The organism is Acidovorax sp. GW821-FHT09B03, assembly GCF_059418305.1.
Window position 1 is genome coordinate 499,118 of sequence record NZ_JBWKPP010000001.1, and the last position, 24,716, is coordinate 523,833.

Consider the following 24,716-nt stretch of genomic DNA (forward strand, 5'->3'; position numbering starts at 1 on the left):
CCTTCATGGTTTTATGGGCTGTGGCGGCTCTCTCAATTGCGGAACGGCCACAGATGGAAAAAGCGGCGAATGCGCCGCCACACTTCTGCGAGCCCCTGTGGCTCGAACACCAGAAATCCGATGATCAGCACGCCGAAAATGACGGTGCGCACGGGCGAAAGAAACACCGTGAGCTCGTTGCCGCCGGGCAGCAGGGCGACCACCAGCTTGAGCAGCTCGGGCACCATGGTCATGAACACCGCGCCCAGGATGCCGCCCAGGATGGAGCCCATGCCGCCGACGATGATGGCCGCCAGGAAGAAGATGGACATGAGCAGCGGAAAGCTCTCGGGCGTGACCACGCGAAAGAAGTACGCCCACAGGCCGCCGGCCACGCCCGCGTAGAACGAGGACAGGCCGAACGACAGCAGCTTGTAGCGCAGCAGGGGGATGCCCAGCACCTCGGCCGAGATGTCGCGGTCGCGGATGGCGATGAAGGCGCGGCCCACGCGCGTGCGAAACAGGTTGGCCGCGCCCAGCAGCATGAGCACGGTGACTGGCACGATCACCCAGTACAGGCGGAACGAGGTGTCGAGCGGCAGGCCGAAGAGTTTGGCCGGCGGCACGCTCAGGCCGCCGGTGCCGCCCGTGAACTTCCAGTTGGCGAAGATGAAGTGCGCGATGAACGATGCGGCGATGGTGGCGATGGCCAGGTACAGGCCCTTGACGCGCAGCGAGGGGATGCCCACGACGATGCCGCCCAGCATGGCCACGAAGCCGCCGGCCAGCAGGTTGAGCACGAAGGGCGTGCCCACGCGCGTTTCCAGCACGGCCACGGTGTAGGCCCCCAGGCCCATGAAGGCGGCCTGCCCCAGGCTCACGAGGCCGGTGTAGCCGGTGAGGATGTTGAGCCCCGTGGCACTGGCGACGTTGATGCTGACCAGGCAGGCCAGGTAGAGCCAGTAGTCGCTGGCCATGAAGGGGAACAGCAGCAGCAACGCCGCGGCCACGGCGAGCCAGACCTTCTGCGTGCGCGAGTCGAACAGCGCCGCGTCGGCGATGTAGCTTTCCTTGAGGGTTCCGATGCGCATCAGAGTCTTTCGATTTCGTGCGTGCCGAACAGGCCGTACGGCCGCACCAGCAGCACGGCCACGAGCACGATGAATGTGGCCAAGAGCTTGTACTCACCACCCAGGTAGGCACCCGCAAGCGCCTCGACCAGGCCGATGAGCAGGCCGCCCAGGAGCGCGCCGAGCACGCTGTCGAGCCCGCCCACGATGACCACCACCAGCACCGAGAGTCCGAACACGCCCATGCTCGACGAGATGCCGCCGATGGAGCCGACGATGATCCCGGAGACCGCGGCGATCATGGCCGAGGCCACCCAGGCCAGCGAGAACACGCGCGGCACGTTGATGCCCACCGAGTAGGCGGCGGCCTGGTCGCTGGCGGTGGCGCGCAGGGCCACGCCGCCGCGCCAGAAGCGGAACACCAGCAGCACGGCGGCGATGAAGGCCACGGCGATCACCGCGCCCCAGAACACCTTGGGCGCAAGGAAGGCTTCGCCGATCATGATGGGCTTGGTCGGCATGAACTCGGGCAGGCGGCGCTGGTCGGCGGTCCAGATCATCTCCACCAGGCCCACCAGCACCGAGGCCAGGCCCACGGTGACCATGAAGACGGAGATCGGCGGCTCGCCCAGCAGCGGGCGGATCATGGTGCGCTCGATCACCGCGCCCAGGAGGCCCGAGCCGAGCACCGCCGCGGGGATGGCCAGCCACAGCGGCAGCGCGAAGGTGGCGGCAAAGGTGAAGAACAGGTAGGCGCCGACCATGAGCAGCTCGCCGATGGCGATGTTCACCACGCGCGTGGCCTTGTAGACCATCACGAAGGCCAGCGCCGCCAGCGCGTACAGGCCGCCGCCAGCGATGCCGGTGAGGCTGATCTCGAACAGGTAGGCCCAGTCCATCATGCGCTGGCCCCCTGCCGCGGTGTGGCGGCTGCTGCCTGGAACCGGGCGCGCAGGTCGCCCACGTTGCCCGCGCCCAGGTAGGCGCGGACCACCTCGGGGTTGGCCTGCACCTCCCCCGGCGTGCCCTGGGCGATGACCTGGCCGAAGTTGAGCACCACCACGTGGTCCGACAGGTCCATCACCATGCCCATGTCGTGCTCGACCATGAGCACCGTCACGCCCCATTCGGCGCGCACGTCGAGGATGAAGCGCGCCATGTCCTCGGTCTCCTCGCGGTTCATGCCGGCCACGGGCTCGTCGAGCATCAGCACCTCGGGCTGCATGGCCAGGGCGCGGGCCATCTCCACGCGCTTTTGCAGGCCGTAGGGCAGGGCCGAGACGGGGGCGTGGCGGATGTGGTCGATCTCCAGGAAGTCGATGATGCGCTCCTCGATGTCGGCACGCAGGGCGGCCTCTTCGCGGCGCGCGCGGCCCACGTAGAACAGCGCATCGAGCACGTTGGTTTTCAGGTGCGCGTGGCGGCCGAGCTTGATGTTGTCGAGCACCGTCATGCCGCGGAACAGTGCGATGTTCTGGAAGCTGCGCCCCAGCCCCAGCCGGGCGCGCTGCGGTGCCGGCACGCGCGTGATGTCCTGGCCACGGAAGCGGATGGCGCCGCTGCCCGGGCGGTAGAAGCCCGAGATGGTGTTGAACAGCGAGGTCTTGCCCGCCCCGTTGGGCCCGATCACGGCAGTGATGGAGCCGGCCTGCACGCCGAATCCCACGCCGGTGAGTGCCTTGACCCCGCCGAAGGCCAGCGTGACGCCATCGACCTGCAGCAGGAGCGGTGCGCTGGCGGGGGGAATGCCGGGTGGGTGTGTCTCCATTGGCTTTCTAATGCGGGTTTGTGCTGACCAGAAAATGCCTGCGGACCTGCAGAAATTTCCTACTTGTGCGTAAACTGTTTACTCACGAGTAGATTCTGGAAGGCCCCGCGCCAAACCAGCATCCGTACTTTCCCGAGGAAACCGCCTGCCATGCCCAGCCCCACCGTGTCGCCCCCCCGCAGTGCCGAGCGCCCGCCTGCGTCGCCCTGGGCGCCCGCGTCCCACCGCGAACAGCAGCGCGAGGCCAAGCGCAATGCCGTGCTGCAGGCCGCCGCGCAGCTGTTCAATGAACGCGGCTTTCACGCCACCTCGCTCGACGACATCGCCGCGCGGCTGAACGTGACCAAGCCCACGCTGTACTACTATGTGAAGAACAAGGACGAGATCCTGCTGCAGTGCGTGACCAAGGGCCTGGAAATGATGCTCGAGGGCATCGCCGCCTCGCGCGCGGCCGGCGGCAAGGCCATCGACCAGCTCATGACCTGCATGCAGGTGTATGCGCGCATCGTCACCATGGATTTCGGCAAGTGCCTGATCCGCGTGGGTGACGAGCAGTTGCCGCCCGAGAGCCGTGCCGAGCTGCGCCGCCACAAGTCCGCCATCGACCGGGAGTTCCGCCGCCTGGTGGCCGAGGGCGTGGCGGAGGGCTCGCTGCAGCCCTGCGACCCGAAGATGACGGCCTTCGTGATCGCCGGGGCGCTCAGCTGGATCGGCCGCTGGTACCAGCCTGGCGGCGAGTACACGGCCGAGCAGGTGGCCGAACAGTGCATCGAGACCCTGTGCCAGGGGGTGCTGCGGCGCACCGATGGGGCCGTGGTGGCCAAGGCGCCTGCCAAGCGGGTGCGCAAGGCGGCTGCCGCACCCGCTGCGCGCAAGCGCGCCTAGTGCCTGGGGGGCGCAGGCTCCCCCGCCAGGTCATCGAGGATGGGGCAGTCCGGCCGGTCGTCCCCATGGCAGCACGAGACCAGCGTCTGCAGGCTGCGCTGCATGGCCTGCATGGCGGCGATGCGCTCGCCCAGGTCGGCGATGTGCTCCTGGGCGATGCGCTTGACCTGGCTGCTGGCGCGGCTGCGGTCCTGCCACAGGGCGAGCAGGCCGGCGATCTCGTCCATCGAAAAGCCCAGGTCGCGCGCGCGGCGGATGAAGCGCAGGCCGTGCACGTCGGACTCGGTGTACTGGCGGTAGCCGCTGTCGGTGCGCGCCACGCCGGCCACCAGGCCCAGGGATTCGTAGTGGCGCACCATGCGCGCCGAGACACCGGCGCGGCGCGCGGCCTCGCCGATGGGCACGGGCCAGGCGGTGGTGCTCATGTCGCGACGGTGTAGCCTTCTTCGGCGATCGCCGCGGCCAGGGCCTGGCGTGCGGCGCTGCTGTGCGCCACGTGCACGCTGCCGCTGGCACGGTCGATGCGCACGGTGGCATCGGGGTCCACGCCCTGCACGGCCTGGGTCACGGCGCGCTCGCAGTGGCCGCAGGTCATGCCCTGGACCTGGAAGTCGTGGGAGGTGGTGCTGGGTGCTGTCATGGAAGGCTCCTTGCTGAAAATCGATGGGATGGCAGGGAGCGTAAACCTTCACATGGTGGCAAGGTCAAGCGCCATGCCAAGACCTTGGTGCCAACCGCCTTTTTCAGACCTATTTGGGCCGGGCGCGCTTCACGTGCGCATCGGGGCGTGAGAGCCGGCCTGCGCGCAGCTCGCCCACGGCCACCGCCAGGGCCTGGGCGGCGCCACGGATCTCGGCCTGCATGGCCGTGTCCCGGTCCAGCACCTCGTGGCTTTCGGCATAGCTTTCGTAGTAGCCGATGTAGCGGTCCAGGCGGGCGGCCTGGCCGGCGTCGATGAAGCCCATCCAGTCGAGCCAGTCCGAGAGGCCGCGGCGCGACATCTCGATGCCGGCCACGTCGCCGTGCACGGCCAGGGCGTAGGTGCGGCCCTCCAGGTGCTTGGGGTAGCCCCAGCCGGCCAGCTCCAGCGCCTTGGCCTCGGCGGACTTCTTGCCGTGGGTGCTGGTGGGGTCGGGGTTGCCGCCGTCGGCGCAGACCAGGCGGTCGATCATGAGCTTGAGCGGGCTCGGCGCCTGGTACCAGTACACGGGGGTGATGATCATCACGCCGTGTGCGGCGGTCCAGCGTTCGTAGATCTCGTTCATCCAGTCGCCGGTCTGGCGCGTGGCGTGGTTGGGGTAGCAGCTGCACGGGAAGTGGCACAGCGGCATGGCGGTGGAGACGCAGCCCTTGCAGGGGTGGATGTGGCGCCCGTAGTCGGAGGTGACGCGGCTCAGGTCGAGCAGGTCGATTTCGATGTGTTCGGCGGCCAGCACGTCGCGCGCCATGTTCAGCATGCGCCAGCTCTTGGAGATCTCGCCGGGGCAGGTGCCGTCGTTGCGCGCCGAGCCGCAGACCAGCAGCACGCGCGAGGGGCTGGCCGGGTCGGCCCAGCGCTGGCGCGCCGCGTCGATGCGCTCCTTGGCCTCGAGCCAGTCGACCGACAGGTCGTAGTCCGGGTCGGCGTAGCCGGGCCCGGCCTTGCGCGTGCGCGGCGCCTTGCGGTTGTCGTCGTAGTTGCGCCAGGCGATGGCCTCGATGCGGTCCAGGGCGTCGCCGGCCTCGTCGGCAAAGCGCGGGTCCTGGAAGTCGAGCAGAAAGCGTTCGCGGAATTCGGCGCGGTCCAGGGGCTTGGGGGCTTGGCCGGTGCGCGCCCGTGGGGGTGTGGGGCTTGTCATGGAGAAAATTCGACCACCGGCCGCCCGGCGGCTCTATCGGACAAGGCGCCGACTTGATCTGCGGCAAGGGCTTGACCTTGACACCATGGCAAGCTGTAACTTCCAGGCCATGAGCACAACCCTTTCCCCTTCCCCCTCTGCTGCAGCGCAGCAGCAGTTCGACCTAGGCATCGGCGGCATGACCTGCGCGAGCTGTGTGGGCCGCGTGGAGCGCGCGCTGCGCAAGGTGCCGGGCGTGCAGGACGCGGCCGTGAACCTAGCCACCGAGTCGGCCCGTGTGGCCATGGCGGTGCCCGAGGGCAGCGATGCCGCGGCGCTGCAGGCGCGGCTGCGCCGTGCCGTGCGCGATGCCGGCTATGAGCCGCTGGCGCCGGGGCAGGCCGATGCGGCCGAGGACCTGTCGCCCTGGGCCGGCTTCCTGCCGGTGGGCGTGGGGCTGGCGCTGTCGGCCCCGCTGGTGCTGCCCATGGCGGGCGATCTCTTCGGGCAGGACTGGATGCTGCCCGCGTGGCTGCAGTTCGCGCTGGCCACGCCGGTGCAGTTCATCCTGGGGGCGCGCTTCTACAGGGCGGGCTGGCACGCGCTGAAGGCGCTGACGGGCAACATGGACCTGCTGGTGGCGCTGGGCACCAGCGCGGGCTGGGGCCTGTCGGTGTGGCTGTGGCTCACGGCGCATGCTGGCCATGCGCCGCACCTGTACTTCGAGGCCTCGGCCGTGGTGGTCACGCTGGTGCTGCTGGGCAAGTGGCTGGAGGCACGCGCCAAGCGCCAGACCACCACCGCCATCCGCGCGCTGCACGCGCTGCGGCCCGACGTGGTGCACCTGCTGGGCAAGGCCGGTGAGGTGGACGTGCCCGTGGCCGAGGTGCTGGTGGGCGACCGGCTGGTGGTGCGCCCGGGCGAGCGCATACCCGTGGACGGCACGGTGCACGAGGGCCACACGCAGGTGGACGAGTCCATGCTGACCGGCGAACCCCTGCCCGTGGCGCGCGAGGTGGGTGCGCCGCTCACGGGCGGGTCGATCAACGGCGATGGCCGCATCGTGATGGCGGTGACGGCCGTGGGTGCCGAGACGGTGCTGGCGCACATCATCCGCCTGGTGGAGGATGCGCAGGCCGCCAAGGCGCCGCTGCAGCGGCTGGTGGACAAGGTCTCGGCCGTGTTCGTGCCGGTGGTGCTGGCGATTGCGCTGGCCACCCTGCTGGGCTGGCTGTGGGCCGGCGCGGGCCTGGAGGCGGCGCTGATCCACGCGGTGGCGGTGCTGGTGATCGCCTGCCCCTGCGCGCTGGGCCTGGCCACGCCGGCCGCCATCATGGCGGGCACGGGGGTGGCCGCGAAGCATGGCATTTTGATCAAGGACGCGCAGGCGCTGGAACGTGCGCACCAGGTGGACACGGTGGCCTTCGACAAGACCGGCACGCTCACGGTGGGGCAGCCGCGGCTGACGGCCTTCGAGGTGGCGCCGGGCGTGGACGAGGGCGAGGCCCTGGCGGCGGTCGCGGCGGTGCAGAGTGGCAGCGAACACCCGCTGGCGCGCGCCGTGGTGCGGGCCGCCCAGGCGCGGCAGTTGGTGGTGCAGGCCCCCGGTGCGGTGCGTGCCGTGCCCGGGCGCGGCACGGAGGGCGAGGTGCAGGGCGCCAGCGTCCTGGTGGGCAGCCTGCGCTGGATGCACGAGCTGGGGGTCGACCTGGGGCCCCTGGCCGCGCGTGCCCAGGCCCTGCAGGCCGAAGGCGCCACCGTCTCGGCCATGGCCGAGCGCACGGACCAGGGCCTGGCCTTGCGCGCGCTGCTGGCGTTTGGCGACGAGCCCAAGCCGGGTGCGCGCGAGGGGCTGGCAGCACTCAAGGCCCGCGGCATCCGCACGGTGATGGTCTCGGGCGACAACCGCGGCGCGGCCGAGGCGATGGCGCGCCGACTGGGGCTCGATCCGGCAGCGGGCGAGGTGATGGCCGAGGTGCTGCCGGGCGACAAGGCGGCGCGGGTGGCTGCATTGCAACAGGGAGGCCATGTGGTGGCCATGGTGGGCGACGGCGTGAACGATGCGCCGGCCCTGGCCGCCGCCGACGTGGGCATGGCCATGGGCAACGGCACCGACGTGGCCATGCATGCGGCAGGTATCACGCTGATGCGCGGCGACCCCCGGCTGGTGGCGGCAGCGCTCGACATTTCGCACCGCACGGTGCAAAAGATCCGCCAGAACCTGTTCTGGGCCTTCGCCTACAACGTGGCCGGCATCCCGCTCGCGGCCCTCGGCTACCTGAGCCCGGTGGTGGCGGGTGCCGCGATGGCGCTCAGCTCGGTGAGCGTGATGGCGAATGCCCTCTTACTCAAGCGCTGGCGCATGTGATAAACACGTATGGCGCATGGTCACACATGTCTGGCAAACTGCAACGTTTTGTTGCAGTCGGGCGGACACGGGGGCAGGGTGCCTTGCATGGCAGGGCATCCCTTGCAGTCCGGCACCGGCACACACACCAATGAAGGATGACAGACATGAATCTATTCGCGCTCATGCGGCAGTTCACCATTCGGTTCCGAATGCTGGGCGCCATTGCCGTGGTGCTGGGGCTGCTGGGCCTGCTCGGAGGGGCCGGCATGCTGGGCATGTTCCGCATTGCGGCGCTCAGCGAGGACTTCATGTCCCACTCGTTCGCCGAAGTCGGCCACATGGCCGAGCTGCGCGGCGAGATGGGCACCATCCGCCAGCTCGAGAAGGACATGATCATCGGCTACGAGAAGCCCGAGGTCGTGAAGGCCGCACACGCCAAGTGGCTGGCCAGCCAGGACAAGGCCAAGAAGGTCGCGGCCCAGCTGCTTGAAGGGCCTGAGGACGCCAACAATGCAGTGGTGCGCGACATCATCAAGCGCCTGGACAGCTACCGCGAGCAGTTCGCGCATGTGGCGCGCCAGCTCGAAGCCGGTGGCTACGACACGGCCACCATCGCCAACCGCATGAGCGGCAAGGCCGTGGCCGAGTTCGACCAGGCCGACAAGCTCATGGTGCAGCTCGACACGGTGCTGCGCGCCGACGTGACCCAGGCCGTGGAACAACAGGGCAAGGTGACCAGCCAGACCAAGTGGCTGTTCGTGCTGGCCGTGCTGATCACTGTGGTGGTGGTGGTGCCGCTGACGCTGTTGAACATGATCTCCATCTGCAACCCGCTGGCCGATGCGCGCCGCATGGCGCAGGCGATTGCCGGGGGCGACCTGTCGCAGCCCATCGTGGCCGACGGCAAGGACGAGGTGGCCGACCTGCAGCGCGCGCTGGGCGACATGCAGCAGGGCCTGGGCGCGCTGGTGGCGCAGGTGCGCGATGCCAGCGGCAACATCGCCACGGCCAGCCAGGAGATCGCCACGGGCAACCAGGACCTGTCGCAGCGCACCGAGCAGACGGCCAGCAACGCGCAGGAGGCCGTGGCCTCGCTGTCGCAGCTGACCTCCACCGTGCAGCAGACGGCATCGTCCTCGCAGATGGCCAACCAGCTGGCGGCCTCGGCCTCCAACACCGCCACGCGCGGTGGTTCGGTGGTGCAGCAGGCCGTGGCCAGCATGCAGGAGATTTCGGCATCGAGCCGCAAGATCGGCGACATCATCGGCCTGATCGACTCCATCGCCTTCCAGACCAACATCCTGGCGCTGAATGCTGCCGTGGAAGCCGCCCGTGCGGGCGAGCAGGGCCGTGGCTTCGCCGTGGTGGCATCGGAAGTGCGCAGCCTGGCCCAGCGCTCGGCCGCTGCGGCCAGCGACATCAAGGGCCTGATCCACAACAGCGTGACCGCCGTGGACGGCGGCGTGCGCCACGTGGAAGACGCGGGCACGGCCATGAAGGAAATCGTGGCCAGCGTGCAGCGCGTGGGCGACATCATCGGCGAGATCACGGCGGCGGCCACCGAGCAGTCGGCCGGCATCGGCCAGGTGAACCAGTCGGTGGGCGAGATCGACCGCATGACGCAGCAGAACGCGGCGCTGGTGGAAGAGTCCGCCGCGGCGGCCGAGTCGCTGCGCGAGCAGGCGGCGCGCCTGTCGGAGGTGGTGCAGCAGTTCCAGCTCGCCGAGTCGATGGGCCATGGCGGCCATGGTGGCGGCCCGGTGGCCCAGCCGCAGCGCCCTGCAGCGCTGCGCGCGCCCGCGGCCTCGCGCCAGCTGCTGGCACGCTGACGCAGCCCCACGGCTGCCGCCAGGGCAAGGCCCCGCATGCTTCGGCAAGCGGGGCTTTTTTCATGGGGCTTTCATTGACCTGCGTCAGGTCGGCCCGGGCCCCTGCATGGCACCCTTGGGTCCATGGAAATTTTGGGAGCAAGGCCATGCCTCATGCCAGTGTGCGGACCATCCGCGACGAGCACGCGTCGCTGGCAGCGGTGCTGCGCTCGCTGCAGTTGATGCTGGACCGGGGGCCGGCCGATGCACCGGCCGCGTTCTTCGATGTGATGCGCGCGATGCTGTTCTACATCGACGAGTTTCCCGAGCGCCAGCATCACCCCAAGGAATCGCAGTGGCTGTTCCCGCGCGTGGCCGAGCGCGCACCCGAGGCGGCAGCGGCCATTGCGCAGCTTGAGCGCGAGCATGTGGGCGGCGAGGCCGCGGTGCGCGAACTGCAGCACCTGCTGCTGGCCTGGGAGCTGCTGGGAGAAACGCGGCGCAGCGCCTTCGAGGAGGCCCTGCAGCGCTACGTGGCCTTCTACCTGGAGCACATGCGGATCGAGGAAACCGTGGTGCTGCCTGCGGCCCATGCGCACCTGGATGCGCAGGACTGGGCGGCCGTGGATGCGGCGTTTGCCAGCAACGCCAATCCGCTGGCGCAGGGGCCGGCCCGCGATGGGGCCTATGACCGCCTGTTCACCCGCATCGTGATGCGGGCCCCCAGCCCGATAGGGCTGGGGTAGATACTTACGTCGCCTCAGCGAGCGTGGGGTAATCGGTATAGCCCTTTTCGCCGCCGCCGTAGAAGGTGCTCTGGTCCCAGGCGTTGAGCGGGGCCTTCTTGCGCAGGCGCTCGACCAGGTCGGGGTTGGCGATGAACAGCTTGCCGAAGGCCACGATGTCGGCCGAGCCGTCGGCCACGGCCTGCTCGGCCAGGCCGGCGTCGTAGGCGTTGTTGGTCATCCAGGCACCCTTGCCGCCGGCTGCGCGGTAGGCGGCCTTGAGGGCCGCGTAGTCGAAGGGGCGGTCGGGGAGCTCGCGCGGGCCGCCGGTGGCGCCTTCGATCACGTGGATGTAGGCCAGGCCCAGCGGGGCGAGCTGGCGCACCACGTAGTCGAACAGGGGCTGCGGGTCCGCGTCCACGATGTCGTTGGCAGGCGTGACGGGTGACAGGCGGATGCCGACCTTGCCGCCGCCCACGGCGTCGACCGCGGCGCGCGTGGCTTCGAGCAGCAGGCGGGCGCGGTTCTCGATGCTGCCGCCGTAATCGTCGGTGCGCTGGTTGGCACCGGTCTTGAGGAACTGGTCGAGCAGGTAGCCGTTGGCGCCGTGGATCTCCACACCATCGAAGCCGGCGGTCTCCACGGCATTGCGGGCGGCGGCGGCGTAGGCGTGCACGATGCCGGGCAGCTCCGAGGCGTCGAGCGCGCGCGGCTGCGAGGTGGGCGCGAAGCTGCCCTTGCCGGTCTCACGGTCGATCAGGTAGGTCTTGGACTTGGCGATGAGGGCCGAGGGCGCCACGGGCGCGCCGCCATCGGGCTGCAGGTCGTTGTGCGAGATGCGGCCCACGTGCCACAGCTGGGTCACGATCTTGCCGCCGGCCTCGTGCACGGCGCTGGTGACCTTCTTCCAGGCATCGAGCTGCTCGGTGCCGTACAGGCCCGGCACGTCGGCATAGCCCTGGCCCTGGTGGCTGATGGCCGTGGCCTCGGTGATCAGCAGGCCGGCGCTGGCGCGCTGTGCGTAGTAGGTGGCCGTGATCTCGGCCGGCACGGCATTGGGCGCCCGGTTGCGCGTGAGCGGCGCCATGGCGATGCGGTTGGCCAGGTGGATGTCACCGACCTGGATGGGATCGAACAGCGAGGGTGCGGACATGTGGTGGTGCTTTCTTTCGTGTTGGAGGAAGGCCGCGGAGGCCGGGAAAGATGGACAAGCCTAGTCGCAAATCGTGAAGCCTGCAGTGGACCGCTGTAACCAAGGGCAAGGGATTTGTGCTATTTCCGGGCGCCCGGGGCGACAGCCTGGCGATGCCCTGCGCGGCACAATGGCCGCCATGAGCAACGACGTTCCAGCGCCTTCTTCCCACCTGCTGCGCAACGGCCTGTGGCTGGCGGTGGCCCTGTCGATGGGGGCTGCCGTCTCGCTCGGCATCACGCGCTTTGCCTACGCGCTGCTGCTGCCGCCGATGCGCGCCGACCTGGCCTGGTCGTACACGCTGGCCGGCGCCATGAACACCGTGAACGCGCTGGGCTACCTGCTGGGTGCCCTGGCCACGCCCCTGCTGCTGCGCCGCCTGGCGCCGGGCACCCTGCTCGTGGCGGGCTCCGTGCTGGCCACCGTGTTCATGGGGCTGTGCGGCTTTTTCGTGGTGGCCGCCCCGCTGCTGCTGCAGCGCCTGCTGGCGGGGGTGGCGAGCGCGCTGGTCTTCGTCTGCGGCGGCCTGCTCGCGGCGCGGCTGGGGGCGCAGCAGCCCGGGCGCAGCGGGCTGCTGCTGGGCCTGTACTACGGCGGCACGGGCTGGGGCATCAGCCTCTCGGCGGTGCTGGTGCCGGCGGTGCTGGCCACCGCACCGGGCCCGCACCCCTGGGCCTGGGCCTGGTGGGCCCTGGCCCTGGCCTGCGTGGCGGCCACGCTGGTGCTGCTGTGGCCGGCGCGGGCGCTGCAGGCCCTGGCGGCACCGGTTGCCTCCGCGCAGGCGGCGACCGGTGGCATGCGCTGGGCGCCCTTTGCCCCGGCGCTGCTGGGCTATGGCCTGTTCGGCGTGGGCTATATCGGCTACATGACCTTCGTGGTGGCGCTGCTGCGCGAGCAGGGCGCCAGCGGCACGGCCGTGACCTGGTTCTATGCGCTGCTGGGCCTGGCGGTGGTGCTGTCCTCGCGCATCTGGGCGGGCCTCCTGGACCGCAGCCGCGGCGGGCAGGCGCTGGCACTGCTCAACGGCCTGCTGGGCGTGGCCACGGTGCTGCCGGCGCTGACCTCCGCCTGGCCGGTGGTGCTGGCCTCGGGCCTGCTGTTCGGGGCGGTGTTCCTGTCGGTGGTGGCCTCCACCACGGCGCTGGTGCGCCACAACCTGCCGCAGGCGCTGTGGGCCAGCGGCATCAGCGCCTTCACCATCGTCTTCGCGGCCGGGCAGATCGTGGGGCCCACGGTGGTCGGCTGGATCGCCGACGGCCCCGGCGGCCTGGCACGCGGGCTGGTGTTCTCGGCCTGTGCGCTGTGGGCAGGGGCGCTGGTGGCGTCGCGGCAGAAGCCGCTGGCCCCTGCCGCGTAGCCACTGCCCATAGACGCTTTTCGCATATCCAAGCGCGAAAGCAGTGCAAGGCGCCGGGGCCGGTGCTGCCTAGAATTTTTCTCTCATGCCGGGTGCGCGCGCCCGGTCGATTCCCATGGATCCCCGAGAGGACACATTCCCGATGGCAACACGCAGAACAAGCATCCAGGCCGCGGCCCTGTTGATGGGCACGGTACTGGGCTTCGGCGCCCTGGCGCAGACCCGCGAGGTGGTGATCGGCTACCAGGACATGGTCGTGCCGTGGCGCCATGCGCAGGAGACCCGCGAGGTCGAGAAGCGCACGGGCTACAAGGTCACCTACCGCAAGCTGGGCAGCGGCGCCGAGGTGGTGCGCGCGCTGGCCTCGGGGGCCATCCACATCGGCGAGGCGGGTTCCTCGCCGTTCGCCTCGGCCATTTCGCAGGGCGTGCCCATCGAGGTGTTCTGGGTGCTGGACAACATCAATGATGCCGAGGCCCTGGTGGCGCGCAACGGCGCGGGCGTGAACAGCCTGGCCGACTTGAAGGGCAAGAAGATCGGCCTGCCCTACGTCTCGACCACGCACTTCCACGCGCTGGTGGCGCTGCAGGACGCGGGCGTGGACCCCAAGGGCGTGCAGATCCTGAACCTGCGCCCGCCCGAGATCCTGGCGGCCTGGGAGCGCGGCGACATCGACGCCACCTTCGTCTGGGACCCGGTGCTGGCCAAGGTCAAGGGCAACGGCAAGGTGATCGTGACCTCGGGCCAGATCGCGGCCAAGACCGGCAAGGCCACCTTCGACGGCCTGGCCGTGACCAAGGCCTTCGCCAAGGAACACGACGCCTTCCTCGCGCAGTTCGTGCAGGTGCTGGCCGATGCCGACAAGGCCTACACCGGCAACAAGGCCGCGTGGAATGCCGATGCGGCCGAGGTCAAGTCCCTGGCCAAGTGGAGCGGGGCCGAGGCACCCACCGTGCCTGCCAGCCTGGCGCTGTACGCCTTCGTGCCGCCCACCGAGCAGGCATCGAACCAGTGGCTGGGCGGCGGCAAGGATTCGGGCGTGGCCAAGTCGCTGGCGGCCACGGCGGCCTTCCTCAAGGAGCAGGGCACCATCCAGAACGTGCTGCCCGACTACGCCGTGGGCGTGAACCCGGCCTGGGTCCGGCGTGCCAAATGACACTGCCGGCATCGCCGCAGCCCCGGGCGGGCTGCGGATCACCGGCCTGAACGTGCGCTATGCGGGCGCGCGCCAGGCCCCATCGCCCGTGCTCGCGCTGCAGGACGTGGATCTCGATATCGCCCAGGGCGAGCTCGTGGTGGCGCTCGGCGCCTCGGGCTGCGGCAAGACCACGCTGCTCAACTGCATCGCGGGCTTCACCGAGGCCTCCTCGGGCCGCATCACGCTGCATGGGCGCGAGGTGACGGGCCCCGGTGCCGAGCGCGGCGTGGTGTTCCAGAAGCATGCGCTCATGCCCTGGCTCAACGTGGTCGACAACGTGGCGCTGGGCCTGCGCCTGCGCGGCGTGCCGCGCGCGGAGCGGCGCCAGCGGGCCGCCGACAAGCTGGCCCTGGTGGGCCTGGAGGGCTTTGCCGAGGCACCCGTGTGGCAGCTGTCGGGCGGCATGCAGCAGCGCGTGGGCATTGCCCGCGCCCTGGCCAGCGACCCCGACGTGCTGCTCATGGACGAGCCGCTGGGCGCGCTCGACGCCTTCACGCGCGAATCGCTGCAGGAGCTGGTGCTGCAGCTGTGGGAGCGCACCGGCAAGACCCTCTTCTTCATCACCCACGACGTGGAGGAGGCGCTGTTCCTGGCCTCGCGCCTCATCGTGATGACGCCGCGCCCGGGCCGCATCGCGCAGCAGCATGCGCTGGACTTCAACCGCCAGCACCTGGCGGGCCGGCCCGCGCGGGCCGTGAAGTCGGACCCGCAGTTCATCGCCTGGCGCGAGCGCGTGCTGGACTGGATCGCGCCGAGCGTGGCGAACGCGGAGCCGGCCCATGCCTGACGCCATGAGCCAGATCCTGGTGATCCCGGGCATCGGCCGCGATGCACCCGGGGCCGCCGTGCCGGTGGAGCCCGCCACGCCGCCGCCGCCGCGTGCCGTCGCGCCCTTTCGGCTGCCCGGCAGCGGGCCCAGCCAGGCCATCAGCGCTGCCACCGTGGCGGCGCTGGTGGCGCTGTGGTGGCTGGCCACCCAGCGCGGCTGGGTGCCGCCGCTGTTCCTGCCCGCACCGGAGGCCGTGCTGCGCGCCTTCGGCGATGCCTGGCGCGGCAATATCCAGGGCGGTGAGCCGCTGTGGAAGCACCTGCAGTGGAGCGCGATCCGCGTGTTCGGCGCGTTCGCGCTGGCCGCCGCCACGGCCGTTCCGGTGGGCATCGCCATGGGTGTGAGCCGCGTGGCGCGCGGCGTGTTCGACCCGCCCATCGAGTTCTACCGCCCGCTGCCGCCGCTGGCCTACCTGCCGCTGATCGTGATCTGGCTGGGCATCGACGAGGCGTCCAAGATCCTGTTGATCTACCTGGCGTGTTTTGCGCCCATCGCGCTGGCCGCCAAGGCCGGCGTGCGCAGTGCCAGCGTGGAGCAGATCAATGCCGCGCTGTCGCTGGGCGCGAGCCGCTGGCAGCTGGTGCGGCACGTGATCGTGCCGGCCGCGCTGCCCGAGATCATGGTGGGCCTGCGCATCGCCATCGGCTTCGGCTGGACCACGCTGGTGGCCGCCGAGATGGTGGCGGCCACCGTCGGGCTGGGGCAGATGGTGCTCAACGCCTCCAACTTCCTGCGCACCGACCTGGTGGTGATGGGCATCCTGGTCATCGGCCTGGTGGCCTGGACCTTCGACTGGCTGATGCGCTGGCTGGAGCAGCGCTTCGTGCCGTGGAAAGGGCGTTGACCGCCATTTCCAGAGGGCCGCTGCTTACTTGAGCAGGCCTTCGGCCTTCATGGCTTCCTGCACGGCAGGGCGGGCGGCCACGCGGTCGCGGTAGGCCGCCAGGTGGGTGAAGGCCGAGATGTCCACGTTGGTGGGCTTGGCCCAGTTGGTCACGGTGAACAGGTAGCCGTCGGCCACGGTGAACTGCTCGCCCATCACGTACTGCTTGTCGGCCAGCTGGCCGTCCACCCACTGCAGGCGCTGCAGCAGCTTCTCGCGCGCCATGGTCTTGTATTCCTCGGGCGTGGCGGGGTTGAACAGGGGGCTGAAGCCCTTGTGGATCTCGGTGCCGATGAAGGTCAGCCACTCCTGCAGGCGGTAGCGCTGCAGCGAGCCGTTCTGGGGGGCCAGCATCTTCAGCGGCACCTGGTCGGCGATGTACTGAACGATGGCCGGGCCTTCGCGCAGGCGCGTGCCATCGTCCAGCTCCAGCATGGGCACGTAGCCCAGCGGGTTGATGGTGTAGTAGTCCGTGCCATCCTGCAGCTTGTGGCTCTTGGTGCTGGCCAGCACGGGGGTGTAGGCCAGGCCCGCCTCGTGCAGGGCGATGTGCGGGGACAGGGAGCAGGCGCCAGGAGAGTAGTAGAGCTTCATTTTTGGGTCCTCTGGGTTGAATGCGGCAGGAACCCCCGATCCTATGCGCTGCGCCCGTCTTTTGCATGACCTGGCCGGTAAAGGCGGCAGGCAGATGTCAGCTGTCGTAACCGGGCGCGTCGCGCTGCGCCTTGCGCAACAGTGACGGCCAGACGAAGGCGCCGCCCAGGCCACCGGTCTGCACGCGCATGGCCTGGGCCACGCCGCTCACGATCTGCGGGTCCACCGGGTTGAGCTCGCCGCCGGCCTGGGCGTCGATCTGGATGCGGCAGGTGTTCTCGAAGGTGTACATCGACAGGAAGGCATCGGCGATCGACTTGCCCACCGTGAGCAGGCCGTGGTTGCGCAGCATGAGGAAGTTGGCCTCGCCCAGGTCGGCCTGCAGACGCGGCTTTTCCTCGTCGCGAAAGGCCACGCCCTCGTAGCCGTGGTAGGCCAGCGAGGCGAGCACGAAGGTGCTCTGCTGGCTGATGGGCAGCACGCCGCATTTCTGTGCGCTCACGGCCACGCCCGCGCGGGTGTGGGTGTGCAGCACGCACTGCGCATCGGCCCGGGCCTCGTGCACGGCGCTGTGGATCACGAAGCCGGCCGGGTTCACGGGGAAGGGCGAGTCGTGCAGCTTGTTGCACTGCATGTCGACCTTGATCAGGCTCGATGCCGTGATCTCGTCGAACATCAGGCCGTAGGGGTTGATGAGGAACTGGTGCTCGGGGCCCGAGACCGACTCGGGCAGCTTGGCGCTGATGTGGGTGAACACCAGGTCGCTCCAGCCGTACAGCGCCACCAGGCGGTAGCAGGCGGCCAGGTCGCAGCGCAGCTGCCACTCTTCGGGGCTGACGCTTTCTTGCAGGGAGGGGATGGCGATCATGGGGCTTGTCTCCTGGAATGTCTTTGGAAAGGAAGCCCACTGTAGGCCGCCTGCGCGGCGGGCGCTGTCAGGCAGGCTACACAAGCCGCAGAAAGTCAGGGCGCCGCAGCGCCGGTCTCGTAGAGGGCGGGAAAGTAGCGCTCCATGAGCGACTGGGGCCGCAGCGGCGCGGTGAAGCCGAAGCTGGCGTACAGGCCATGGGCGTCGCCGGTGGCCAGGGTGAAGCGGCGCAGGCCCTGCAGGTCGGGGTGGTCCATGACGGCCTGCACCAGTTGCTTGCCGTAGCCCAGGCCCTGGTGCGCCGGCAGCACGAACACGTCCACCAGGTTGGCGAAGGTGGCGTGGTCGGAAATCACGCGCGCAAAGGCCACCTGGGCACCGTCCACGAAACCGCCGAAGCACAGCGAATGCGCCAGCGCACGCTGCACGGTGGCCAGCGGAATGCCCCGCGCCCAGGTGGACTGTTCGGACAGGAAACGATGGACCAGGGCCACGTCGAGTTCGGCCGGGTCGGTGGAAATGCGCAGGGGGGTGTCCATGGGAAAAAGTATACGGATGCGCCGGCGAAGCTGCTGCAGCGGTGTTTTCCCGCAATGTCGCGGGCATTCCATTTCGCCGTGCGCGCCTCCAATCGCCGCGCGGCAGGCGTCCCTACAGTCGATTCACCCCATCGACCGATGGGAGGGAACCACCACCGGACTTCTGGAGATCACCACCATGCCAACATTGAAGATCGCGAGGCTGCTGGCCTCGCTCGCGGCCGCCACCTGCCTGTCCGCCCTGGGGCTTTCGGCCCATGCCCTGGAGACCGTGGACAAGGGCGCCTTCACCATCGCGTTCTCGGGCGACATGCCGGGCACGGGCTATCAGGACGGCAGGATGGTGGGCTACGACGGCGAGATCCTGCAGCGCATCGCGCAGGCACTGCAGCTCAAGGTCAAGCCCGCGCTGATGGAGTGGTCGGGCACCATCGCCTCGGTGCAATCGAAGCGCGTGGACGTGATGGCCGGCACCATGGGCTGGACGGAGCAGCGCTCCAGGATCATGGCGCTGAGCGACCCGATCCACTACTTCAAGAACGGCATCACGCAGTCGGACAAGACCGACTGGAGCAAGCTCAAGGATCTGGAAGGCAAGAAGGTCGGCACGATCACGGGCTTCTCGTTCATCCCCGAGCTGCGCAAGATCAACGGCCTGCAGCTGGCGCTGTACGACACCTCGGACGCCGCCGTGCGCGACCTGCTGGCCGGGCGCATCGACGCGGTGATCGGCGACCCGCCGGTCATGCAGTACGCGATCTCGCAGAACCCGCAGTGGAAGATCAAGTTCAATGCCTTCAGCGATGCCTCACCCGACTACCCGCTGCTCACGGGGCTGGGCCAGGTGGTGTTCGGCCTGAACAAGGACAACCCCGAGTTGGTGAAGGCCGTGAACGCCGAGATCGCCAAGCTCTGGGGCAGCTGCGAGCTGCGCAAGATCGGCAAGACCTACGGCCTGGTGCAGGACGTCTGGTACCTCCCCGTGGGCCAGAACGCCCGGGCCGGCGTGGACCGCGCGGCGGACTGGAAGCTGCCGTCCTGCAAATGATGGGCTGACATCCTGGCGAGCCGCATGCATGCCCCCCCGGGCACGCATGCGGCTTTCTTGCGTCAGGCCTCCACGGCGCCGGCCTGCAGCGCCTTGCGCATGCGCCCCGGCGGCATGCCGTACAGCTGCTGGAAGTGGCGGATGAAGTGCGAGGCATCGGCAAAGCCGCACTCGTAGGCGATGGTGATGACGGCCAGGTCGGTGCTGGTGAGCATCCAGCGCGCGTACTTGAGGCGCGCGTTGCGGTAGTACTCCGACGGGGTGGTGCGTGTCTCGGCCAGGAAGACGCGTTCGAGCTGACGGCTGCTCGAATCCACGAGGCGCGCGATGACCGCGATCTCCAGCGGCGTGCCGATGTTCTTCTCCATCAGCACGATGGCCTGGCGCAGCTTGTCGTGGTCGGCCGTGCCGTAGCCCAGCGCGTGGCGGCGCGCCACGTGGGTGCTGCGCGCAGCGGGGTTCACCGTCATCTGGTGGATCACCTTGGCCGCGCGGTCGGGGCCGCAGTGCAGGCGCACCAGCTCGGCCGTGAGCTCGACGATGGAGATGCCACCCGCGCAGCTGATGCGGTCGCCATCGAACACGTAGTGGCAGTCGGTGGCGTGGTCGAGCGTGGGGAAGGCGGCCTTCCAGTCCTCCACATGGTAGGGGTGCACGCAGGCGCGGCGCCCGGCCATGAGGCCCGCATGCGCGAGTGCGAACGTGCCGGTGCAGATGCCGATGAGCGGCTTGCCCAGCGCGGCCGCATCGCGCAGGAAGGCGGTGTAGCGCGGGTGCACCGTGGGGATGGCGGGCAGCAGCCCGCCGATGACGGCGATGTAGTCGTAGTCGCTCTCGGACGAGAGCGAATCCTGCACCGGCACGGGCACGCCGCAGCTGGCCTGCACCGACTGCCCGGGCACTCCGAGGATGGTCCACGAACAGCGGATCTGGCGGCTCTGGTCGCCCACGTCGGCGGCGTGGCGCAGGCCGTCGCACAGGCCGGCCAGCGAGAGCAGGGGGAACTGCGGCCACAGCAGGATGCCCACGCGCAGCTCCGTGGCCGAGGTCGTGCCCGAGGGCCTGCGCTTCGGTGCGGACGATGCCCTGGCGGCATCGAGCTTTCCGATCAATGCACCAATGTCGCCTGTGTTCTGTGCACTGGCCTGGTGCGGCTGCGCACCAATCTCGGCAGGAGTGAGGTCAGATCGGTGTTTGGGTGGTGGCATGGGGTTTTCCCTGCATGTCGCATACGTTCAATATAGCGGCGACCGCCTGCAATGAACAGAGGGGCGTCCTTCCTAGCATGGAGGCACAGGGTAACGAGGGCATGCGGCTGCAAGGACCGTGCCGCGGCACCCGCACACAACTGCCTGGAGAACCCTGCTGTGAACGACCAACCCCCCCTGCTGCGCGTGAGCGGCCTCACGAAGAGCTACGGCCAGGCCGAGGTGCTCAAGGGCATTTCCTTCGACCTGAAGAAGGGCGAGACGCTGTCGCTGATCGGGCCCAGCGGCTCGGGCAAGTCCACCTGCCTGCGCTGCCTGAACTTCCTCGAAAAGCCCCAGGCGGGGGAGGTGCTGCTCGGGTCCGAGCGCATCGGCCAGCGGCCCGACCGCAAGGGCGGCTGGCGCCTGATGAGCGACACCGAGATGGCGCCGCAGCGCCGCGAGATCGGCATGGTGTTCCAGCTGTTCTACCTGTGGCCGCACCTCACCGTGCGCGAGAACGTGGCGCTGGCCTCCATCAAGGCGGCCGGCATGCGGCGCGACGAGGCCCATGCGCTGGCCGAGGCAATGCTGGACAAGGTGCACCTGCGCCACAAGGCCGATGCCTACCCCGAGCAGCTCTCGGGCGGGCAGCAGCAGCGCGTGGCGATCGCGCGCACGCTGGCCCAGAAGCCCCAGCTGATCCTGTTCGACGAGCCCACCTCGGCACTGGACCCAGAGCTGGTGGGCGAGGTGCTGGGCGTGATCCGCGAGCTGGCCGAGGAGGGGCGCTCGATGATCCTGGTAACGCACGAGATCCGCTTTGCGCGCGACGTGGCGGACCGCGTGATCTTCATGGACGGTGGCCACATCGTCGAGGAAGGCCCTGCGGCGCAGGTGATCGACCAGCCGCGCAGGGAGCGCACGCGCAGCTTCCTCGGCCAGGTGGGGGCGTGAGCATGCCGGGCACCGACACCCTGACCCTGATCGTGGCCACGCTGGCGCGCGGTGCGCTCACGGCCGCGCAGGTGGCCCTGGGCGCGGGCCTGCTGGCGGCCAGCCTGGGCCTGCTGCTGGCGCTGGCCGTGGTCTTCGTGCGCAACCGCCTGCTGCAGCTGGCCATTGCAGCCTATGTGGAATGGATGCGCAATGTGCCCGCGCTGGCGCACCTGTTCGTGCTGTACTTCGGCCTGGCTTCGGTGGGCGTGCGGCTGTCGCCGCTCACGGCCGCGGTGGTGGGCCTGGGCCTGGTGGGCGCGGCCGTGCTGTGCGATGTGTTCGCGGCCGGTCTGCGCTGCCTGCATGCCGGCCAGCGCGAGGCGGCCCTGGCCGTGGGCCTGACGCCCGCGCAGGCGCTGCGCAGCGTGCTGCTGCCGCAGATGCTGCGCGTGACGCTGCCCTCGCTGGGCAACTACGCGAGCCAGCTCGTCAAGGACACGTCCATCGCCTCGGCCATCGCGGCGCCCGAGGTGATGTTCTACGCGCGCAACCTGGTCACCTCGACCTTCGAGACGCCGCTGATCTACCTGACGGCCATGCTGCTCTATGCGGCCATGGTGCTGCCCATCAGCTGGGCGTTCGCGCGGCTGGAACGCCGCACCGCAGGGGGTGTGCGATGACTGCCTTCTTCGCGACCTATGCCGAGTACCTGGGCGAGTGGTGGCCACGCCTGCTGCAGGCGGCCCGGGTGACGGCCGAGCTCTCGGCCCTGGGCTTTGCCATCGCGCTGGTGCTGGGCGCCGTGCTGGTGTGGATGCTGCGCAGTGGCGTAGGCGCGCTGCGCCATGCGGCCAACGGCTTCATCCAGCTGCTGCGCGCGGTGCCGCTGCTGGCCCTGCTGCTGGCCATCTACTTCGCGCTGCCCTCGGCGGGCATCACGCTGTCGGGCTACTGGGCCGGGGCCATCGGCCTGGGGGTGCACGGCGCGGCCTATGTGGCCGAGATCCTGCGCGGCGGTCTGCAGTCGGTGCACGGCGGCCAGCGCGAGGCGGGGCTGGCCGCGGGCCTCACGCCGCGCCAGGTGTTCCTCTCCGTGACGCTGCCGCAGGCCCTGCGCGTGATGCTGCCGCCGCTGCTGTCGAGCTATGTGGCCCTGCTCAAGGACAGCTCGCTGTGCGCGCTGATCGCCACCAACGAGCTGATGCTGGCGGCGCGCGCCATGTCCAGCGAGTACTTCCTGCCGCTGCACATCTTCATCCTGGTGGGGCTGCTGTACTTCGCCATCGCCTTTCCCCTGTCCATGCTCTCGCGGTGGCTGGAGCGCCGTCTGGCGCAGGGGCGCCGCACGGTGGGTGCGGCATGAAAGAGCTTATGACATCCATGACCTACGCACCACTGGAGCAGTTGGCCCAAGCCATCGCCTGTGGGGAGCTGTCGAGCGAGGCCTTGCTGGAACACCAGCTCGCGCGCATCGCGCGCCTTGGCGGCCAGTTGCACGCTTTCACCGACGTGTATGTCGACGAGGCCCGCGCCGCGGCGCGCGGCCTGGACCAGATGGCGCGCGCCGGCATCCGCCTGGGGCCGCTGCACGGCGTGGCGGTGGCGGTGAAGGACCTGTTCGAGGTCGAGGGCAAGCCGATTGCGGCAGGCTCGAAGGCGCGGCCGCCGCGCACCTCGGCCACCAGCGCGGCCGTGGTCGAGCGGCTGCGCGCGGCCGGTGCCGTGGTGGTCGGCAAGACGCACACGGTGGAGTTCGCCTTTGGCGGCTGGGGCACGAATGCCGTGATGGGCACGCCCTGGAACCCCTGGGACCTGTGCACCCACCGCACGCCGGGCGGCAGCAGCAGCGGTTCGGCCGTGGCGCTGGCGGCGGGCCTGTGCACGGCCAGCATCGGCACGGACACGGGCGGGTCGGTGCGCATCCCGGCGGGGCTGTGCGGGGTGGTGGGCCTGAAGACCACGCGCGGGCTGATCAGCCGGCACGGGTTGATCGAGCTGTGCCCCACGCACGACACGGTGGGCCCGCTCACGCGCACGGTGCGCGACAGCGCCATTTTGCTCGACGTGCTCTCGGGCCCCGACCCGCGCGATGCTGTGTCGCTACCGGTGCCGGCGCGCGCGGTGCTGCCGCAGCTCGATGCGGCGCGCGGCGTGGCCGGCATGCGCATGTGGGTGCTGCCCGAGGCCGAGCGCGCGGACGTGGACCCCGAGGTGCTGGCCGCCTGCGACGAAGCCGTGCGGGTGCTGGAGGGCCTGGGCATGCAGCGCGTGGAGCGCGCGCTGCCGCAGAGCCTGGCCGAGTCGATGCGCGTGGCGGGCAGCCTGATGAGCGCCGAGGGCTATGCGAACCTGGGCACGCTGTTCGAGCAGGAGGGGCTGGAGTTCGACCCGCATGTGCGCCGGCGCATCCTGCTCGGGCGCGATATCGGCGCGGCGCAGTACCTGCAGCTGCTCAGGCTGCGCGAGCAGGCCAAGGCCGAGATGCTGGCCGCGATGGACGGGATCGATGTCTGCGCCTTTCCGACCAATGCCATCGCCGCGATCCCGCTCACCGAGGTGGACGAGCTGGCCACGCCGCTGTCGCGCTTCGGCCGCTTCGTGAACCTGCTGGACCTGTGCGCGCTGGCCGTGCCGGCGGGCTTCACGGGCCAGGGGCTGCCGGTGTCGCTGCAGTTCATTGCGCGGCCCTTCGACGAGGCCACGGCCTTGCGCGTGGGCCATGCCTTCGAGCAGGCGACGCGCTGGTACCTGGCGGTGCCGCCGGGGCTGGATTAGGACTGGGGGCGCCCACCATGCGTGCATCTGTTTTTCAGAAGTCCCTGCCGGTCCTGGTCGTGCTGGCCCTGCTCTGTACCCTGGGCCATGCCCAGGGTGCCAGGGATGGCGCGCTGGCGCGCATCGCGCGCAGCGGCACGGTGCACGTGGGCTATATCCCCACGCCCGGCACGTTTGCCTTTCGCGATGCGGCGGGCAATACCGTGGGCTATTCGATCGCCGTGTGCAACAAGGTCGTGGAGGCGCTGCGCAAGCAGTTGGGCCGGCCGGACCTGCGCGTGGCGTTCCGCCCGCTGGAGGCGGCGCAGCGCATCCCGCTGCTTGCGGCCGGCAGCATTGACATCGAGTGCGGGGGCAACACCAACACCGTGGGCCGGCAAAAGGAGGTGGACTTTTCGTACACGCTGTTCACCACGGGTGTGCGCTTTCTCGCGCGCCAGTCGGTGCAGCTCGACGGTGTGCCCAGCCTGTGGCGGCGGCGCATCGCCGTGAGCCGGGGCACAACGGCGCAGGAGACGCTGCAGCGCGTGGAGCGTGAGCAGGAGATCGCCGTGACCCTGGTGGCCACCGACGCCGAGGGCGTGCGCCTGGTGGAGCAGGGCCAGGTCGATGCCTTCGCGCAGGACGATGTGCTGCTCTACGGCCTTGTCGCCTCATCGCCGCTGCGCGGGGAGTTGCATGTGACCGGCCGCCACCTCACGGTGGAGCCCTATGCCTTCATGCTGCCCAAGGATGACCTGCCGCTGCGCGAGGTGGTGGACCGCACGGTGCTGGGGCTGATGCATTCCGGCGAGCTGGCGGCCCTGTACCGCCAGTGGTTCGACACCGCCACGCTGCGCATCCCGATGAGCGCGCACATGCGCGAGAACATCCGCTACCCGAACAAGTACGGCATTCCCTGAGCC

General features: G+C 69.8%; 25 protein-coding genes. 14 read left to right on the plus strand and 11 right to left on the minus strand.

Annotation, left to right across the window (positions count from 1 at the left end):
• Nucleotides 1-32 precede the first annotated feature (32 nt).
• Genes AC07PA_RS02260 through AC07PA_RS02270 form a run of 3 tightly spaced genes read right to left on the minus strand, consistent with a single transcriptional unit; the run spans nucleotide 33 to nucleotide 2,817 of the window.
• A complete protein-coding gene (locus tag AC07PA_RS02260) occupies nucleotides 33-1,070 on the minus strand; it encodes a branched-chain amino acid ABC transporter permease (RefSeq protein ID WP_494603498.1) in 1,038 nt (345 codons plus the stop codon).
• Nucleotides 1,070-1,951 (minus strand): branched-chain amino acid ABC transporter permease, encoded by an 882-nt coding sequence (locus AC07PA_RS02265; RefSeq protein WP_494603497.1) that lies wholly within the window; start codon nucleotides 1,949-1,951, stop codon nucleotides 1,070-1,072. Before AC07PA_RS02265 ends, AC07PA_RS02260 begins: the two co-directional genes overlap by 1 nt.
• Nucleotides 1,948-2,817: an ABC transporter ATP-binding protein gene (locus AC07PA_RS02270; RefSeq protein ID WP_494603496.1), complete on the minus strand. Its 870-nt coding sequence runs from the start codon at nucleotides 2,815-2,817 to the stop codon at nucleotides 1,948-1,950. Before AC07PA_RS02270 ends, AC07PA_RS02265 begins: the two co-directional genes overlap by 4 nt.
• Before the next feature lie 150 nt (nucleotides 2,818-2,967).
• Here AC07PA_RS02270 and AC07PA_RS02275 point away from each other — a divergent pair, with 150 nt between their 5' ends.
• Nucleotides 2,968-3,702, plus strand: a complete 735-nt coding sequence (locus tag AC07PA_RS02275) for a TetR/AcrR family transcriptional regulator (RefSeq protein ID WP_007861535.1) — start codon at nucleotides 2,968-2,970, stop codon at nucleotides 3,700-3,702.
• Here AC07PA_RS02275 and cueR read toward each other — a convergent pair.
• The 3 genes from cueR to AC07PA_RS02290 form a co-directional block, all read right to left on the minus strand.
• A complete protein-coding gene (gene cueR / locus AC07PA_RS02280; RefSeq protein ID WP_494603495.1) occupies nucleotides 3,699-4,127 on the minus strand; it encodes a Cu(I)-responsive transcriptional regulator in 429 nt (142 codons plus the stop codon). The two genes, AC07PA_RS02275 and cueR, sit on opposite strands and share 4 nt — an antisense overlap.
• On the minus strand, nucleotides 4,124-4,342 hold the full coding sequence (locus tag AC07PA_RS02285; protein ID WP_494603494.1) for a heavy-metal-associated domain-containing protein: 219 nt from the start codon (nucleotides 4,340-4,342) through the stop codon (nucleotides 4,124-4,126). Before AC07PA_RS02285 ends, cueR begins: the two co-directional genes overlap by 4 nt.
• Nucleotides 4,343-4,451: 109 nt before the next feature.
• Entirely contained in the window at nucleotides 4,452-5,540 is a 1,089-nt protein-coding gene (locus AC07PA_RS02290) for a flavodoxin family protein (protein WP_494603493.1), read from the minus strand.
• 109 nt (nucleotides 5,541-5,649) lie between these two features.
• On the opposite strand from AC07PA_RS02290, the gene AC07PA_RS02295 reads away from it, so the two are divergent.
• The 3 genes from AC07PA_RS02295 (at nucleotide 5,650) to AC07PA_RS02305 (ending at nucleotide 10,423) form a co-directional block, all read left to right on the plus strand.
• A complete protein-coding gene (locus tag AC07PA_RS02295) occupies nucleotides 5,650-7,887 on the plus strand; it encodes a heavy metal translocating P-type ATPase (RefSeq protein WP_494603492.1) in 2,238 nt (745 codons plus the stop codon).
• A gap of 146 nt (nucleotides 7,888-8,033) precedes the next feature.
• Entirely contained in the window at nucleotides 8,034-9,698 is a 1,665-nt protein-coding gene (locus AC07PA_RS02300; protein WP_007854257.1) for a methyl-accepting chemotaxis protein, read from the plus strand.
• Nucleotides 9,699-9,844: 146 nt separating this feature from the next.
• Nucleotides 9,845-10,423: a hemerythrin domain-containing protein gene (locus AC07PA_RS02305; RefSeq protein WP_494603490.1), complete on the plus strand. Its 579-nt coding sequence runs from the start codon at nucleotides 9,845-9,847 to the stop codon at nucleotides 10,421-10,423.
• 4 nt (nucleotides 10,424-10,427) lie between these two features.
• Here the strand turns inward: AC07PA_RS02305 and AC07PA_RS02310 are convergent, their stop codons facing one another.
• Nucleotides 10,428-11,555 carry an alkene reductase gene (locus AC07PA_RS02310; protein WP_494603488.1) on the minus strand — a complete coding sequence of 376 codons (1,128 nt, stop codon included), beginning with the start codon at nucleotides 11,553-11,555 and terminating at the stop codon, nucleotides 10,428-10,430.
• Nucleotides 11,556-11,733: 178 nt separating this feature from the next.
• On the opposite strand from AC07PA_RS02310, the gene AC07PA_RS02315 reads away from it, so the two are divergent.
• From AC07PA_RS02315 to AC07PA_RS02330, 4 genes are all read left to right on the plus strand, one after another.
• Nucleotides 11,734-12,951 (plus strand): YbfB/YjiJ family MFS transporter, encoded by a 1,218-nt coding sequence (locus AC07PA_RS02315; protein WP_494603486.1) that lies wholly within the window; start codon nucleotides 11,734-11,736, stop codon nucleotides 12,949-12,951.
• A 142-nt stretch (nucleotides 12,952-13,093) separates the two neighbouring features.
• Complete coding sequence (gene tauA / locus AC07PA_RS02320; RefSeq protein WP_007854264.1) at nucleotides 13,094-14,107, plus strand: taurine ABC transporter substrate-binding protein; 1,014 nt, start codon at nucleotides 13,094-13,096, stop codon at nucleotides 14,105-14,107.
• Nucleotides 14,097-14,936 (plus strand): taurine ABC transporter ATP-binding protein, encoded by an 840-nt coding sequence (locus AC07PA_RS02325; RefSeq protein ID WP_494603484.1) that lies wholly within the window; start codon nucleotides 14,097-14,099, stop codon nucleotides 14,934-14,936. The genes tauA and AC07PA_RS02325 overlap by 11 nt, the downstream gene beginning before the upstream one ends.
• Nucleotides 14,929-15,822: an ABC transporter permease subunit gene (locus AC07PA_RS02330; RefSeq protein ID WP_494603482.1), complete on the plus strand. Its 894-nt coding sequence runs from the start codon at nucleotides 14,929-14,931 to the stop codon at nucleotides 15,820-15,822. The genes AC07PA_RS02325 and AC07PA_RS02330 overlap by 8 nt, the downstream gene beginning before the upstream one ends.
• Before the next feature lie 24 nt (nucleotides 15,823-15,846).
• On the opposite strand, the gene gstA is transcribed toward AC07PA_RS02330, so the two are convergent.
• From gstA to AC07PA_RS02345, 3 genes are all read right to left on the minus strand, one after another.
• On the minus strand, nucleotides 15,847-16,455 hold the full coding sequence (gene gstA / locus AC07PA_RS02335; RefSeq protein ID WP_007854273.1) for a glutathione transferase GstA: 609 nt from the start codon (nucleotides 16,453-16,455) through the stop codon (nucleotides 15,847-15,849).
• 97 nt (nucleotides 16,456-16,552) lie between these two features.
• Complete coding sequence (locus tag AC07PA_RS02340; protein ID WP_145694163.1) at nucleotides 16,553-17,323, minus strand: class II aldolase/adducin family protein; 771 nt, start codon at nucleotides 17,321-17,323, stop codon at nucleotides 16,553-16,555.
• 95 nt (nucleotides 17,324-17,418) lie between these two features.
• Nucleotides 17,419-17,862 carry a GNAT family N-acetyltransferase gene (locus tag AC07PA_RS02345; protein ID WP_494603479.1) on the minus strand — a complete coding sequence of 148 codons (444 nt, stop codon included), beginning with the start codon at nucleotides 17,860-17,862 and terminating at the stop codon, nucleotides 17,419-17,421.
• 178 nt (nucleotides 17,863-18,040) lie between these two features.
• Between AC07PA_RS02345 and AC07PA_RS02350 the strand changes: the two genes are divergently transcribed.
• Nucleotides 18,041-18,910 carry an ABC transporter substrate-binding protein gene (locus tag AC07PA_RS02350; protein WP_007857054.1) on the plus strand — a complete coding sequence of 290 codons (870 nt, stop codon included), beginning with the start codon at nucleotides 18,041-18,043 and terminating at the stop codon, nucleotides 18,908-18,910.
• Between the two features lie 62 nt (nucleotides 18,911-18,972).
• Here AC07PA_RS02350 and AC07PA_RS02355 read toward each other — a convergent pair whose 3' ends face one another.
• Complete coding sequence (locus AC07PA_RS02355; protein WP_494603477.1) at nucleotides 18,973-20,118, minus strand: GlxA family transcriptional regulator; 1,146 nt, start codon at nucleotides 20,116-20,118, stop codon at nucleotides 18,973-18,975.
• Nucleotides 20,119-20,169: 51 nt separating this feature from the next.
• Here AC07PA_RS02355 and AC07PA_RS02360 point away from each other — a divergent pair, with 51 nt between their 5' ends.
• Genes AC07PA_RS02360 through AC07PA_RS02380 form a run of 5 tightly spaced genes read left to right on the plus strand, consistent with a single transcriptional unit; the run spans nucleotide 20,170 to nucleotide 24,713 of the window.
• Nucleotides 20,170-21,054 (plus strand): amino acid ABC transporter ATP-binding protein, encoded by an 885-nt coding sequence (locus AC07PA_RS02360; RefSeq protein ID WP_494603476.1) that lies wholly within the window; start codon nucleotides 20,170-20,172, stop codon nucleotides 21,052-21,054.
• 2 nt (nucleotides 21,055-21,056) lie between these two features.
• Nucleotides 21,057-21,716, plus strand: a complete 660-nt coding sequence (locus tag AC07PA_RS02365; RefSeq protein WP_494603474.1) for an amino acid ABC transporter permease — start codon at nucleotides 21,057-21,059, stop codon at nucleotides 21,714-21,716.
• Nucleotides 21,713-22,399 (plus strand): amino acid ABC transporter permease, encoded by a 687-nt coding sequence (locus AC07PA_RS02370; RefSeq protein WP_494603472.1) that lies wholly within the window; start codon nucleotides 21,713-21,715, stop codon nucleotides 22,397-22,399. The genes AC07PA_RS02365 and AC07PA_RS02370 overlap by 4 nt, the downstream gene beginning before the upstream one ends.
• Nucleotides 22,400-22,416: 17 nt before the next feature.
• Nucleotides 22,417-23,811 carry an amidase gene (locus AC07PA_RS02375; RefSeq protein WP_494603470.1) on the plus strand — a complete coding sequence of 465 codons (1,395 nt, stop codon included), beginning with the start codon at nucleotides 22,417-22,419 and terminating at the stop codon, nucleotides 23,809-23,811.
• Between the two features lie 17 nt (nucleotides 23,812-23,828).
• Nucleotides 23,829-24,713: an amino acid ABC transporter substrate-binding protein gene (locus AC07PA_RS02380; RefSeq protein ID WP_494603468.1), complete on the plus strand. Its 885-nt coding sequence runs from the start codon at nucleotides 23,829-23,831 to the stop codon at nucleotides 24,711-24,713.
• The last annotated feature ends 3 nt before the right edge of the window (nucleotides 24,714-24,716 follow it).

Excerpts from the sequence above, each read along its gene's own strand:
- AC07PA_RS02260 (WP_494603498.1), bottom strand. The coding sequence starts at position 1,070 with ATGCGCATCGGAACCCTCAAGGAAAGCTACATCGCCGACGCGGCGCTG.
- AC07PA_RS02265 (WP_494603497.1), bottom strand. The coding sequence starts at position 1,951 with ATGATGGACTGGGCCTACCTGTTCGAGATCAGCCTCACCGGCATCGCT.
- AC07PA_RS02270 (WP_494603496.1), bottom strand. The coding sequence starts at position 2,817 with ATGGAGACACACCCACCCGGCATTCCCCCCGCCAGCGCACCGCTCCTG.
- AC07PA_RS02275 (WP_007861535.1), top strand. The coding sequence starts at position 2,968 with ATGCCCAGCCCCACCGTGTCGCCCCCCCGCAGTGCCGAGCGCCCGCCT.
- cueR (WP_494603495.1), bottom strand. The coding sequence starts at position 4,127 with ATGAGCACCACCGCCTGGCCCGTGCCCATCGGCGAGGCCGCGCGCCGC.
- AC07PA_RS02285 (WP_494603494.1), bottom strand. The coding sequence starts at position 4,342 with ATGACAGCACCCAGCACCACCTCCCACGACTTCCAGGTCCAGGGCATG.
- AC07PA_RS02290 (WP_494603493.1), bottom strand. The coding sequence starts at position 5,540 with ATGACAAGCCCCACACCCCCACGGGCGCGCACCGGCCAAGCCCCCAAG.
- AC07PA_RS02295 (WP_494603492.1), top strand. The coding sequence starts at position 5,650 with ATGAGCACAACCCTTTCCCCTTCCCCCTCTGCTGCAGCGCAGCAGCAG.
- AC07PA_RS02300 (WP_007854257.1), top strand. The coding sequence starts at position 8,034 with ATGAATCTATTCGCGCTCATGCGGCAGTTCACCATTCGGTTCCGAATG.
- AC07PA_RS02305 (WP_494603490.1), top strand. The coding sequence starts at position 9,845 with ATGCCTCATGCCAGTGTGCGGACCATCCGCGACGAGCACGCGTCGCTG.
- AC07PA_RS02310 (WP_494603488.1), bottom strand. The coding sequence starts at position 11,555 with ATGTCCGCACCCTCGCTGTTCGATCCCATCCAGGTCGGTGACATCCAC.
- AC07PA_RS02315 (WP_494603486.1), top strand. The coding sequence starts at position 11,734 with ATGAGCAACGACGTTCCAGCGCCTTCTTCCCACCTGCTGCGCAACGGC.
- tauA (WP_007854264.1), top strand. The coding sequence starts at position 13,094 with ATGGCAACACGCAGAACAAGCATCCAGGCCGCGGCCCTGTTGATGGGC.
- AC07PA_RS02330 (WP_494603482.1), top strand. The coding sequence starts at position 14,929 with ATGCCTGACGCCATGAGCCAGATCCTGGTGATCCCGGGCATCGGCCGC.
- gstA (WP_007854273.1), bottom strand. The coding sequence starts at position 16,455 with ATGAAGCTCTACTACTCTCCTGGCGCCTGCTCCCTGTCCCCGCACATC.
- AC07PA_RS02340 (WP_145694163.1), bottom strand. The coding sequence starts at position 17,323 with ATGATCGCCATCCCCTCCCTGCAAGAAAGCGTCAGCCCCGAAGAGTGG.
- AC07PA_RS02345 (WP_494603479.1), bottom strand. The coding sequence starts at position 17,862 with ATGGACACCCCCCTGCGCATTTCCACCGACCCGGCCGAACTCGACGTG.
- AC07PA_RS02350 (WP_007857054.1), top strand. The coding sequence starts at position 18,041 with ATGCCAACATTGAAGATCGCGAGGCTGCTGGCCTCGCTCGCGGCCGCC.
- AC07PA_RS02355 (WP_494603477.1), bottom strand. The coding sequence starts at position 20,118 with ATGCCACCACCCAAACACCGATCTGACCTCACTCCTGCCGAGATTGGT.
- AC07PA_RS02360 (WP_494603476.1), top strand. The coding sequence starts at position 20,170 with ATGAACAGAGGGGCGTCCTTCCTAGCATGGAGGCACAGGGTAACGAGG.
- AC07PA_RS02365 (WP_494603474.1), top strand. The coding sequence starts at position 21,057 with ATGCCGGGCACCGACACCCTGACCCTGATCGTGGCCACGCTGGCGCGC.
- AC07PA_RS02370 (WP_494603472.1), top strand. The coding sequence starts at position 21,713 with ATGACTGCCTTCTTCGCGACCTATGCCGAGTACCTGGGCGAGTGGTGG.
- AC07PA_RS02375 (WP_494603470.1), top strand. The coding sequence starts at position 22,417 with ATGACCTACGCACCACTGGAGCAGTTGGCCCAAGCCATCGCCTGTGGG.
- AC07PA_RS02380 (WP_494603468.1), top strand. The coding sequence starts at position 23,829 with ATGCGTGCATCTGTTTTTCAGAAGTCCCTGCCGGTCCTGGTCGTGCTG.